Source organism: Virgibacillus flavescens (genome assembly GCF_050574275.1).
Lineage (GTDB): Bacteria > Bacillota > Bacilli > Bacillales > Amphibacillaceae > Virgibacillus_F > Virgibacillus_F flavescens.
Genome location: NZ_CP192260.1, coordinates 2,655,283 through 2,668,600 on the forward strand (window position 1 = coordinate 2,655,283; position 13,318 = coordinate 2,668,600).

12 protein-coding genes are annotated in these 13,318 nt (G+C 35.6%); all 12 read right to left on the minus strand.

Features of this window, described 5'->3' with window-relative positions; genetic code table 11:
• Nucleotides 1–14: 14 nt before the first annotated feature.
• Nucleotides 15–821, minus strand: coding sequence for a peptidoglycan editing factor PgeF (gene pgeF / locus VBD025_RS12890; protein ID WP_430786091.1), 807 nt, complete (start codon nt 819–821; stop codon nt 15–17).
• 56 nt (nt 822–877) lie between these two features.
• Nucleotides 878–1,159, minus strand: a complete 282-nt coding sequence (locus VBD025_RS12895) for a YlmC/YmxH family sporulation protein (RefSeq protein WP_430786093.1) — start codon at nt 1,157–1,159, stop codon at nt 878–880.
• Between the two features lie 434 nt (nt 1,160–1,593).
• A complete protein-coding gene (locus VBD025_RS12900; RefSeq protein ID WP_430791408.1) occupies nt 1,594–2,952 on the minus strand; it encodes an IS1182 family transposase in 1,359 nt (452 codons plus the stop codon).
• A gap of 155 nt (nt 2,953–3,107) precedes the next feature.
• The gene (gene sigG / locus VBD025_RS12905) at nt 3,108–3,887 is read right to left on the minus strand and encodes an RNA polymerase sporulation sigma factor SigG (RefSeq protein WP_430786095.1); all 780 of its coding nucleotides are present in this window, start codon (nt 3,885–3,887) and stop codon (nt 3,108–3,110) included.
• 125 nt (nt 3,888–4,012) lie between these two features.
• Complete coding sequence (sigE, locus tag VBD025_RS12910; protein WP_430786097.1) at nt 4,013–4,732, minus strand: RNA polymerase sporulation sigma factor SigE; 720 nt, start codon at nt 4,730–4,732, stop codon at nt 4,013–4,015.
• A gap of 47 nt (nt 4,733–4,779) precedes the next feature.
• Nucleotides 4,780–5,700 carry a sigma-E processing peptidase SpoIIGA gene (spoIIGA, locus tag VBD025_RS12915; RefSeq protein WP_430786099.1) on the minus strand — a complete coding sequence of 307 codons (921 nt, stop codon included), beginning with the start codon at nt 5,698–5,700 and terminating at the stop codon, nt 4,780–4,782.
• A 308-nt stretch (nt 5,701–6,008) separates the two neighbouring features.
• The gene (ftsZ, locus tag VBD025_RS12920) at nt 6,009–7,160 is read right to left on the minus strand and encodes a cell division protein FtsZ (protein ID WP_430786101.1); all 1,152 of its coding nucleotides are present in this window, start codon (nt 7,158–7,160) and stop codon (nt 6,009–6,011) included.
• Nucleotides 7,161–7,222: 62 nt separating this feature from the next.
• Nucleotides 7,223–8,503, minus strand: a complete 1,281-nt coding sequence (ftsA, locus tag VBD025_RS12925) for a cell division protein FtsA (RefSeq protein WP_430786103.1) — start codon at nt 8,501–8,503, stop codon at nt 7,223–7,225.
• A gap of 283 nt (nt 8,504–8,786) precedes the next feature.
• Nucleotides 8,787–9,575 carry a cell division protein FtsQ/DivIB gene (locus tag VBD025_RS12930; RefSeq protein ID WP_430786105.1) on the minus strand — a complete coding sequence of 263 codons (789 nt, stop codon included), beginning with the start codon at nt 9,573–9,575 and terminating at the stop codon, nt 8,787–8,789.
• A 179-nt stretch (nt 9,576–9,754) separates the two neighbouring features.
• On the minus strand, nt 9,755–10,867 hold the full coding sequence (spoVE, locus tag VBD025_RS12935; protein ID WP_430786107.1) for a stage V sporulation protein E: 1,113 nt from the start codon (nt 10,865–10,867) through the stop codon (nt 9,755–9,757).
• A gap of 79 nt (nt 10,868–10,946) precedes the next feature.
• Nucleotides 10,947–12,296 (minus strand): UDP-N-acetylmuramoyl-L-alanine--D-glutamate ligase, encoded by a 1,350-nt coding sequence (gene murD / locus VBD025_RS12940; protein ID WP_430786109.1) that lies wholly within the window; start codon nt 12,294–12,296, stop codon nt 10,947–10,949.
• A complete protein-coding gene (gene mraY, locus VBD025_RS12945) occupies nt 12,293–13,279 on the minus strand; it encodes a phospho-N-acetylmuramoyl-pentapeptide-transferase (RefSeq protein WP_430786111.1) in 987 nt (328 codons plus the stop codon). The genes murD and mraY overlap by 4 nt, the downstream gene beginning before the upstream one ends.
• Nucleotides 13,280–13,318 lie beyond the last annotated feature (39 nt).

Genomic DNA, 13,318 nt, shown 5'->3' on the forward strand with positions numbered 1-13,318 from the left:
CCTTTCCACGTACATCATGATTGAAAACCAATGAAGCCTAGCATTCGACCGGTTTTACCTCTATCGCGTCGATGTGAAAAAAATAACGCTTCCTCACGATGTGTACAATAATTCGTTATACTTATATTATGACGTAAGACACCACTTTGTAAAAGGATTTCCGAATTTAACGTTTTCAAGTCTAATTGATAATGCTGATTCGGCATTTTTTTTGCTGCAGTAATCCTCTGTTTATCAGTAAGGTTTTCAATTACTTTTTCATCAACTTCATAGTTATCCTGTGAGATTGATGGTCCAATAGCTACTCGCAACGATCGAACATCTACTCCCAGCTGAACAAGTTTCTCCACCATTTTAGTACAGATTCCACCTACAGTTCCCTTCCAACCCGCATGGGCAATCCCTATATAACCGGTTTTCTCATCAAAGAAGAACACTGGAACACAATCCGCAAAAAATGCAGTACATAACATTCCTTTTTCGTTAGTGATTAACCCATCTATTTCAGCTATGGAACTCTCATGTGAACTAGCGCCCTTACCCTTATGGTTTTCATGAAGCAGCGCTACTTTTGTCCCATGGACTTGCTCACCACTGACCCATTGATCCAAGGTCATATTAACTTCACCAGCCAGCAGTTTTCGATTACGAATTACATTTTGCACGTTATCTGGCACATGCAAGCCTAAATTAAGCGATTGAAAGTGACCGTCACTTGTACCACCTTGACGGGTAGTAAATCCCACCTGTAAATTAGGTTCTATTTTTTTCCATGACTCTATTGTTAAAAAAGATTTTTTTGTAAGTTGAAACGGTTCCAAAATACATGCCTCCATAAAAAGTCGTTGCTTCATTTTATCATAATTAGAGCTGCATACTAATCAAAAGTTGGGTTACTGCTTAAAAGAAGCTGATTTTCCTTTAACTGAACAAGAATTACATCTTCACCAATAGTAGTGATTTGATGCCATCCAATAATCACTTCTCCGGACTTACCAAACATTCCATTTTTACCTTCTTTGACCTGAATGATCAAAGCGAGTACACGTCCATTAACAACATCAATCTCCAAATCAGAAATGTGTCCCAAACGCGAACCACTTTCAATGACAATAATTTCTTTCACTTGCAGTTCTGAAAGCTTTATCAATTTAATCACCCACCTTATTAAAACTATATGCAGGCTTCACACATTTTTGAATCAAAAATAAAATAATGAGATAATTCGACCAGCAAAAGAACGAAAAAAGAGGTAGATTTTAAAAAAATTTCTTTTTACTCTTTCTAAGCAGCATCGAATATGCGATGGTAGATCCACATATTTTGTATTATGTTCAACTTTTTCAGTTGCCTATACTGGTTTCACGAGGAAGGTCGGGTGTTCGTTCTGTGAAATCGAGAGGTATACAGCACGAGCAGCCTAAAGAAAGCTTGTAGAAAAACAAGTGTATTTCTACAAGCTAAAAAGAACAGATTATTAATCTGTTCTCAGGATGTAGAGAAAGTAGGTGTTTTTTTCTCTACATCCTATTTTTATTGAAAAAATATCATAAAATGCAAAGATTATTTGGGTGAAAATAGACTCCCACACACCTAGCCTAGCTTGGCTAGGTGTGTGGCAATCTTCTTCATGTTTTGGCACGCTGCGGTGAGTAATACTTGTTCACCAGCATTGTGCAATCCTCGTAACCTGCAGTAGCGAAGCCCATGCAGTTGTTTGGAATCTGCAAAGCTTCGCTCTACTTTTTCTTTTCTAAATTTATATAGCATTTTCCTCGAAGGGGAAAGCCGATTCTGTCGTATTTTTTCTTTATGGTCCTCCCAGACGTGCCGCGTAATCACCTTTTGATGGTTTTTTGACCGTGTACATTGATCTAGTAGAGGACACATTACACAATTTTGAGGGTTTGATTTGTACTCTCTGTATCCACCTCGACTTGTTGTACTGTAAGGCAATACCTCTCCATTCGGACAAACGTAACGATCTTGTGCTTTATTATATTCAAATTTCCATTTTGGAAACAAACCTTTTGTTGGATGATATCTTCTATGTGCTATTACACCAAAAATATTTCGATCTGATATGCCTTTACAAATAGGTGTCGTTAGATACCCCGAATCCAACGCAACAGCCTCAACATTAAAACCAAATCGCTTAATTTGACGATCTAAACGACTAAGATAGGGGCGAGAATCGTGAAAGTTTCCTGGTGTGACAAACGCATCGGTAATAATATTAAATTTCATATCTGTCGTGCGGTGATCAAGGTAACAAAACATTTCCTGTTTTTGATCCCGAGACATGAATCCACTATCGGGATCCGTTGTGCTTTTACGAATATCTTTTGTTTTTTTCACTTCCTCCCGTTTTTTTAACGGCTTTTTTCCGTGTTCCTCTCGATCATCTTCGATTGCTTCGTTTAGATCTTCTATGTAGTCTCGAGTTTCCACTTCAACAGTTTCTTTTGTGAATTTATGTTTATTTGCATTGGCTTTTAGGTGAGTTGAGTCAGTAAACAACACCCTTCCACCAACCATTCGATGGTTCATAGCTTGAAGCACAATCTCATCGAATATTTCTTGGAAAATATCTGTATCCTTAAACCGAGTACGTCGATTCCAACTAATCGTAGAATGATGAGGAACTGAGTCACTTAACCGTAAGCCAAGAAACCAACGATAAGCAATGTTCATTTGAATCTCTTTTTCCAATTGACGTTCGGAACGAATTCCATAAAAATATCCGATGAACATCATCTTGAATAATATAAGAGGATCTAAAGAAGGACGACCGTTTACTTCGCTATAATAAGGTTTTACTTTATCTACGATAAAACTAAAATCAATATACTTGTCAATTTTCCGAAGGAGATGGTTTTGTGGTACAAGCTCTTCAATTGAAACAAATCCTACTTCACTTTGAGTACTATTTCGAGTATGAAACACATTGATCACCGCCTATTTAAGTTACTTATATTATAACAAATTAACGCGGTAAAGGGATAAAGTGAATCAAAAAAAATAGACTGCCGAGAGAGTTTCTCGACAGCCTGAGAACAGATTATTAATCTGTTCTTTAGAGTAATTTTATTAAAATATACCTTTACTTATTCAAACATTTGCTTATTCATCTGGTTTATTGCTGCTTTTTCAAGACGAGAAACTTGTGCCTGAGAAATGCCAATCTCATCTGCAACTTCCATTTGTGTTTTCCCCTGGAAAAATCGCTTGTTAACAATCATTTTTTCACGATCATTTAACTGGTGCATTCCTTCCTTTAGAGAAAGCTTGTCAACCCATGTATCATCTTTATCCGTTTCATCACTCAATTGATCCATAACAAAAATTGGATCGCCTCCATCATTGTAAATCGGCTCAAATAAGGAAACTGGATCTTGTATGGCATCCAACGCAAATACAATGTCTGCTTGTGGTATACCCAATTCATCTGCAATCTCTTTTGGAGTTGGTTCCTTAGATGTTTTATTAACTAAACTTTCTCTGACTTGTAAAGCTTTATATGCAATATCACGCAGTGACCGTGACACACGTATTGGATTATTATCACGTAAATATCTTCTTATCTCACCTATAATCATAGGAACTGCATAAGTAGAAAATTTCACATTATGTCCTAGATCGAAGTTATCAATCGACTTCATTAATCCAATACAGCCAACTTGAAAAAGATCATCAACATATTCACCACGATTATTAAATCGCTGAATTACACTAAGTACTAAACGTAAATTCCCATTAACTAATTCTTCCCTTGCAGAAATATCTCCAGCTTGCATTTTAACAAATAACTTACGCATTTCCTCGTTTTTTAATACTGGTAGTTTTGATGTATCAACACCACATATTTCAACTTTATGTCTCATCATATCGACGCTGCCCTCCCAGTTAGCGATGCTGTTCATGGACAGTATCTCCGCGTGGAAGGAATTTTATGCAAGATGAAATCCTTAAAGAAAGTTCAATATGTGCTCAATTTCAAGTCGTTGTAAGGCTAGACCATTTTATTAAATTCTTTTTTTAATCGACGGATAATCTTCTTCTCTAATCTCGAAATATAGGACTGAGAAATCCCCAACATGTCAGCAACATCTTTTTGTGTCTTTTCTTCCTGACCTATTAACCCAAAACGTAATTCCATAATTTGTTTTTCACGATTATTCAAATGAGACAGTGCATTCCTCAGCAAATCTTTGTCGACATTTTTTTCTAAATTCTTAGTTATGATATCATCATCCGTACCTAAAACATCAGATAACCTCAATTCGTTACCGTCCCAGTCAATGTTTAGTGGTTCATCAAAAGAAATTTCTGATTTTAATTTATTATTTCTTCTAAGGTACATCAAAATTTCATTTTCTATACACCTAGAAGCATATGTAGCTAATTTAATTTGTTTTTCTGGCTTAAATGTATTTACTGCTTTAATCAAACCAATTGTTCCAATACTTATTAAATCTTCAATGTTAATGCCTGTATTTTCAAACTTCCGAGCAATATAAACTACTAATCTGAGATTTCGTTCTATTAACATTGCTCTAGCTGCTTTATCACCAGTAGGTAAAAGTTTCAATAGTGATTGCTCCTCTGTTTTGGTTAATGGAGGTGGTAACGCTTCACTACCGCCTATATAATATATCTCATCAGCTTTAAAACCAAGTTTCATTAATATTTTGTACCACCATAATTGAAGTCTAAGTTTCCACATTTTCAATGTAAATCGCTCCTTTTTGTTATTTCTCCCGCCAGACACTTATGCTTTTAAGCTGAATGTACCGCAGCTAATTTAATAATTTGCGGATGAAGCAGACAGTGATACTTCTGATCTTTTGTTAAATTAGAAAACTGGATCCCAATTAATAATTTATTGGTAATAATTTCAGTTTGATTGTATACAATTTTTATATTATCTGGTTTAATTGCCATCATATAAGAAGGTTTGCCGTCTACACCCTGGTAGGGGACAATGTGAATCCGCCCTTCCCATTTCTTAGGAATAACATCAAAATCCAGGAGTTCGCATGCCTGATTGATTTCTTTCCATTCCATATCAGAAAACCATTGTTTTAAAAAAGGTTCGTCACAGATGACTACTGGACTTTTCGTTAACGGATCAACTAGCTGATTACCGCTATCAATATAACCAGTTGTTGAGAAGTGCATGTTATTCATGTGTAGTGTAATTGGACAAATCTGGTCGTAACGTATCTTCTCTATTGCGTGCTTGTCCATACTTCTTTTCGTAAAATGCCAAACAAATGGAAAACATATTACAACAAATACCCAGCTTACTGGATCACCATACCCACTGCTAAATGTTAAAATCCCATTCGCTGAAACAGAAACGGGACTCTCCATCAAAAAGTGTATGGCAATTAAACCACCACCGATAGTAAATGTTACAAAGTAGAATAAAAACAGCAATCGGAATAATTGATGGATCGACCGATATGGAGCAACACATAAAATGATGAAAATGGAATAAATAAATTTCCCAACAACACTCGAAATAAATGACTCAGGAAAATAGATAGAAATCGGTACAATCATGGAAGCGACAAACGAACTTAGTAAGATTCTCTTTTTACTCGTTGCTTCTTTTGCTAATATCAGCGTTAACATAATGAGCATCATGTCAAATAAGAAATTCAATAACCAAATTACATCAACATAAATTGTCACTTCTCCCTTCCTTTCTACCTAAATTAACTTATCAGTTTTGTATCGAATTACTAAAAATTATAAGGGAGTTCCAGAGAAAAGTCTGTCATTTCATGGGTGCAGAAAAGAGCTATTTTTAACTACTTATCGGGGGGATTGTCGGAGTGAACTTCACATAGAATTAAATATCGGAGTATTATTACCTTTTCTTTACTATACAGCGCATTTAAAAAAAATTCGGAATTCACTCTAAACTCTTATACTTTCTTTACATATAAAAAAACAAACATGCTGGATGGAACCAGCATGTTTGTTTTTTTGAACTGTTATTATCTGTTTCGATTACGATTACGGAGGAAAGTTGGAATATCCAACGTATCCTCTTCTTGTTTTACTCGATTTTGCTGAGGTTGATGCTGTTGTTGTTGCTGCTGTTGCTCTCTAGGTTTTTCATCGTACTGTCTAGTAGCTGCCTGCTGTTTATGATTAATAATTGGACGCTGTTTCGGTGTATGATCCACTTTTTGATTTTCATCAAAGCCTGTTGCAATTACCGTAACAATAATTTCGTCTTTTAAATTTTCATTAATTACTGATCCGAAGATTACATTCACTTCATCATCTGCTGCCGAAGTAACTAAATCTGCAGCCTCTTGTACTTCATAAAGACTTAAGTTCGCTCCACCAGTAATGTTCATTAAGATACCGTGAGCTCCGTCAATTGAAGTTTCAAGTAACGGTGAAGAAATTGCTTTTTTAGCTGCTTCAGTAGCTCGATTTTCTCCTGTAGCTACCCCTATTCCCATTAATGCAGATCCTTTATCAAACATGATCGTTTTGACGTCGGCAAAGTCGACGTTAATTAAACCTGGTTTAGCAATTAAATCGGAAATACCCTGGACACCCTGACGAAGCACGTTATCCGCTTCACGGAATGCTTCAAGCATAGGTGTATTTTTATCTACAATTTCAAGTAAACGGTCATTCGGAATGACAATAAGTGTATCTACACTGCTTTTAAGTGCGTCTATTCCTGAAACTGCTTGTACAGATCTTCTGCGACCTTCAAAGGTAAATGGACGAGTTACCACACCAACTGTTAAAGCGCCAAGTTCTTTTGCAATTGAAGCAATTACAGGTGCTGCACCTGTCCCGGTTCCACCACCCATACCTGCCGTTACAAATATCATATCTGCACCTTGAAGTACTTCTTCTATCTGTTCTTTATTTTCTTCTGCTGCCTTTTTACCGACATCTGGATTCGCTCCAGCACCTAAACCGCGAGTTAATTTACCGCCAATTTGGAGTTTCACTTCTGCTTTGGATAGATTTAATGCCTGAGCATCTGTGTTTACTGCAATAAATTCTACACCTTCAACTCCGTGCTCTATCATTCGATTCACTGCGTTACTGCCGCCACCGCCGACACCTATTACTTTTATTGTTGCTAATTGATCCATATTTGTATCAAACTCTAACATATTTGTTCCTCCTAATTCGCAAAATTACAAGAGTATATTGCTGATTGACTAAGAGACCTATATTAATCAAAGAAATATTTGAAAATATTCGCGATCCCAGATTCTTTTTTAGTTTTTTCCGATGATTCTTTCGAACTAGCTTGTTTTTTGGTTCGTTTCGGTTTTTGCTCGATTGTGTTTTCAATAACAGATGGATAAAGTTCTTTTCCTTGTATTTTCGCATTACGATAAGCAAATTGCAAGATTCCTACACCTGCTGTAAATTGTGGTTCGCGAACTCCGATATAGTCCGGAATTGCCATTCTTACATTTGATTGGAATAAGTCCTGAGCAAGTTCCAATACACCGGTCATTTTCATAGTTCCACCTGTTAGCACATAGCCTCCAGGTAACCCCTGAAATCCAGCTTTTCTAATTTCCCGCTCAGCAAAAGCATATATTTCTTCAAGTCTAGCTTCGATCATATCTGCGATTTGCAGTTGGTTGTAATTTTGAGTCGTATTACTGCCAATAATGGAAACGTCAAACGTTTCACTTTCCTGTGCTTCATCAAAAAAGGCATGTCCATAATTCAGCTTAATGTCTTCCGCCTCTTCTGTGGATGTACGCAAACCAATAGATAGGTCCTTTGTAATATTATCTCCACCCAAAGGTACAACGCTAGTAGAAACAAGATGGTCATTTTCGAAAATGGAAACAGTTGAACACCCGCCTCCAACATCTATTAAAGCAACACCAAGGTTCTTCTCATCCTTTGACAATGCAACAGAACCTGAAGCTAGTGGCTGTAAGCAAATGTCTGAGACTTGTAAATTTGCCCGCTCTACACACTTAAGAATGTTATGTAAGACAGTCTTGGAACAAGTAATAATTGTTCCTTCCATTTCTAATCGTACACCAATCATCCCTCTTGGATCAGTTATTTCATCCAAACCATCAACGATAAATTGTTTTGGGATGACGTCAATAATCTCTCTTTCAGGTGGAATTGACAGAACTTGTGCTGCGTCAATCACACGTGAGATGTCTTCATTTCCAATCTCTCTGTTTTCACTTTGTACTGCAACAACACCATGGCACGATTGTAACTGAATGTGATTGCCGTTTATTCCAACAATTACTCTGTCAATTTCCATTCCTACCATTCGCTCTGCTTGTTCAACAGCACTTCTAATTGAATTAACTGTTTGATCAATATCAACAATGGCACCTTTTTTCATGCCATTTGATTTTGCAGAACCTACACCAATAATATTTAAAGAATCATTTACAACTTCACCAATGATAACTTTTATTTTTGAAGTTCCTATATCTAAGCTTACTAGTATTTCACTTTGATTCAAAGAAAGGCACCTCCCAATTCCTTACAACTATTTTATTTTCGGCCATTTTAATTCAGTTCACACTTCATGTTATATTATAATCTATAATTCTATCGTAATATACGGTAAAAATAAAATATATTATGAGTAATTCTACAATTAATGTAGAATCCCTTTAATTTTCAGTTGTTTTTTCATTTAAATTTTAATAAATTCTACTTTTTGAATAAAAATCACCGCATACTAAACTGTTCGTTAGTAATTTCGAGTATATGACTTTAATCGTGACATTTGTGAAATTAATTTATTCAGCAGTTTCTTTCTTGATTTCTTTATCTTTCGATTCATCTTTAAAAGACTCAAAGTAAATTCCTACACCAATGTGGATGATACCTTCACTTTCTGGATCAAGCTGAGCAACAATCGAAGGATATACACTCATTTTATCAGAAAAATCCCTAATTGTACCGTCAACTATATAACCATCAGTCATATATAGCTCAATTTTGTTTTTATTACCCTCTTTAGGTTTCCAGTGAATTTCAGAGATTAAACTTCTAATGTTTTGTGGTAATTCCTTCAACTCAGATGTCATTTTATTTAAAATTACCTCTTCACTGAAATTGATCAGTAATGGAGCATCACCATTGCTGGTTTCTTTTTTTAAACTATCTAACACCTTACCATTTCCCAGTATTGGATAAAAATTACCATCGTCTTTTACATATCCTACTCTTTCAAACTCTTTAACAGAAATTTCTACTGTCCAAGGTAACTTTGTTTTCACTTTAACCGAACTAATAATTGGATTTTCATTTAAGTTGTTTTTAATTTTGGATTCATCAATCATCCAAATATTTGTGTTAGCAGCTAGATTGCTTTTCGTAACAACCTCTTCATCAGATAATACATTATTACCTGTTACCTCAATTGTCTTAACATTGCTAAGTGGAGATTGTAAATACACTACTATTGAGATTAATAAGAAAAAAATAGAAAGATAGAATATTAATCGTCTGTTCGCTTTCTTTTTACGAGCTTGCTTCAGTTTCGGAATCCGGTCCTCAATCGAAACAATTTTCTTTTTACTCATTTCTATTTCTTCCTTTATTTTAAATTAACAGAATAAAAACGGCACTATAAAAATGCCGTTACATTTTGTTACATGAATTATATCATACTGAGTCCAGTTTGATGTAGTACAGATTACCTAGATACAACGCTTTTTCTTCCTAGATTACTAGTAAATTATTTCCAAAAGTTATTACGGGCTTATACCGAAGAGTACCTGCTTATATTTAACAGTATCCCAACAGCACACAAAGTTAAGGTTAACGAGGATCCTCCATAGCTTAAAAACGGCAAAGTAATACCTGTTACCGGAATTAATCCAATGACAACACTAATATTTATCATTACCTGTATAGATAGCATTGTAATAATACCTAAAGCCAAATATCTGCCAAACTCATCTTGTGTAGTAAGTGCAATCTTTATTCCTCGCCATAAAAGTAAAACAAATAATAGAATAATAACAGTTCCACCTATAAAACCTAATTCTTCAGCTAGAATTGCATAGATAAAGTCTGTTTGAGGTTCAGGCAGGTAAAAATATTTTTGGATACTGTCACCTAAACCTACTCCCATTAAACCACCTGGACCAATGGCATATAAAGATTGGATAATTTGAAACCCATCTCCTAACGGGTCTTCCCAGGGATTTATAAAAGATGTAATTCTTTTAATACGGTATGGAGCAGAAACAATCAGGAATAAAAATGCTATTACACCAATACCAGCCAGTCCAAAAAAATGGGTTAATTTAGCGCCAGCTGTAAAGATTAACACCATACATGTGAGGACTAAGACAACGCCTGTTCCTAAATCTGGCTGAAGCATAATTAGACCAAATGCTGAAAAAACAAGGATAACCGAAGGAAAAAAACCTTTTTTAAAGGAAGTGATATATTTTTGATTATAGGTTAGATATGTTGAAAGATACATGACCAATCCAAGCTTCATAAACTCAGACGGTTGAATACTAAATGCACCTACACCAATCCAGCTTTGCGCTCCACCTCGAACCAGTCCAACACCAGGAATTAATACAAGTCCTAATAGAACAAAGCATCCTAGTAAGATTAGTTTTGAATATTGCTTCCACACGCTATATGGTGTCATCATAAGAATATACATGGCCATTACCCCAAGACCTACAAATAATAATTGGCGTTTCAGAAAAAAGAAACTATCACCATATTTGTAATCTGCCCATATATAAGATGAACTGAATACCATAACGAGTCCGACAGTCAGTAATGCCATAACCAAGCCAAGTAATAGAAAATCCGGCTTACTTTGCTGTTTAAATAATTTTTCCAACAAAAAAATACCCCATTTCCATGTACAATGAAATTAGGGCATTTGGCGATATAAGATCGAGTATTGACTAGTAAAAATGCCCTTACTCTAGTGTATGCACTGCTTGTATAAACATGTCACCACGTTCTTCGAAACTACGATATTGATCCCAGCTTGCACAAGCCGGTGACAGTAATATGATATCTTCCGGATCTGATAGAGAATAAGCCTTACCAACAGCGTCTGTTACATTAGCAGCTAATGTAACTTCAGTAATCCCTGCTCTTTTAGCTAATTCGCTTAATTTCGTTTTTGTTTCTCCGAATAATACCATAGCTTTCACATTCTTTAAGTATGGCACTAACTCATCAAAATCATTTCCTCTGTCCAGCCCACCAGCTAATAGAATAGTAGGTCGTGTAAAAGAAGCCAAAGCTTTTTGGGTCGCTAATATGTTTGTACCCTTTGAATCATTGTAGAATAGTCGTTCGTTTATTTTAGTTACAAACTGAAAACGATGTTTGACTCCAGAAAATGATTTTAATACTTTTTGAATTGCATTTGTTGAAGTACTATTAATTTTAGCGGCACAAACGGCAGCTAGTATATTTTCGGTATTATGGTCACCTACAAGTACAACATCTTTTTTATCAATAATTTTTTCGTTTTTAAAATAAATACTCGATTCATCAGCCCACCCACCGTCTTTCATTTTCTGTGTAGTGGAAAAAGGAACTTTAATGGATGCTGCTTGATTTACTGCATTTCTCAAATTGTCATCATCATAATTAAACACAACATAATCATCAGAAGTTTGGTTTTTAAAAATGTTATATTTAGCATTCTTATAGTTTTCAAACGTTTTATGATAATCCAGATGGGCTTCATAAATATTGAGCAATACAGCAATATGAGGTTTAAATTCCTGAATACCCATTAGTTGAAATGAAGATAACTCCAGTACGAGTACTTCCTTGTCTTGTAAATTCTGTGCAACCTCAGTAGCGACTTCACCTATATTACCAGCTGCTTTAACAGGTATACCACTTCCGGATATCATTTCAGTAGCTAAGGTTGTCGTCGTAGTTTTTCCATTAGATCCCGTAATTCCTATAATGTTGTCATTAGCTAAATCGTTCACAAATTCTATTTCTGTAATAACTGGAATATTTCGTTTAACAGCTTCCATAATAACGGGATTGTCATATGGGATCCCTGGGTTTTTCACAACAACATCTATTGTATCTAAGACTGAAAGCGGATGAGAGCCAACAATCACCTCAGCACCAGTCTTCTTTAATTCCAGAACAACCTCGTCGGTTTCTAGGGAAAGTTTGTCATTCACCCTAACATTTATCCCGCTTTTTAAAAGCAGACGAGCTGCTGCTGTTCCACTCTTAGCCAAGCCTAATACTAGCGCATGCGAATAATTAAAATCAGTTAATTTTTTCATCCTAACCACACCTCGATATAAACACCAAGTGCTGCAAATAATAATCCGACCATCCAGAAAGTAGTAACTACTCGCCATTCTGACCATCCCATCAATTCGTAGTGATGATGTAATGGGCTCATTTTAAACACTCGTTTACCTGTAGTTTTAAATGAAATAACCTGTATGATTACCGACAAAGTCTCTACTACAAATACTCCACCTATTATGATCAGTATTATTTCGAGTTTTGTAAGAATTGCGATTGCAGCAAGCGCCCCACCGAGTGCCAATGAACCAGTGTCACCCATAAATACCTTGGCTGGGTGTGCATTAAAGATTAGAAATCCTAGTAAAGCCCCTACAGTGGCCAGAGCAAAAATAGCTACTTCGCTCTGTGGAAAGCCGGACCACGCTAAAATACCAAATGCGCCAAAAGCTATAGCAGCTGTTCCTGCTAAAAGTCCGTCTAATCCATCTGTTAAATTTACTGCATTAGATGTACCAACTAACATAAAAATTATTAGAAATGCATATCCAAAACCAATATCCCATTGAAAGTCAGTACCTGGTACCTGAATGTATGTATCAAAATTGTTCAAACGTAAAATCACATAAAATATGATAGCAATTACAACTTGTCCTAACATTTTTTGCTTTGACGTTAATCCTAAATTTCGTTTAAGAGCAACTTTGATAAAATCATCTAAAAATCCAAGAAATCCATATCCAACTAAAACGAAAATAAGTAGCCACAGTTCATAGCTGATGGATTGAAATGAATATTTTGACCCCATTATTAGGGAAGTAATAACAATACTAAATACAATCATTATCCCACCCATAGTTGGTGTTCCTGTTTTCTTAACATGTGACTTGGGTCCTTCTTCTCGAATACTTTGTCCAAATTTCAATCGTCTTAAAAAAGGGATAAATATCGGGGATAAAAGGACGGTGATTAAAAATGCTATAGCTATTGTTATTAGTAGTGCAGATAAATCCATTATATTTCCTCCTTATACCAGTACCGTCCAAGGTTACTT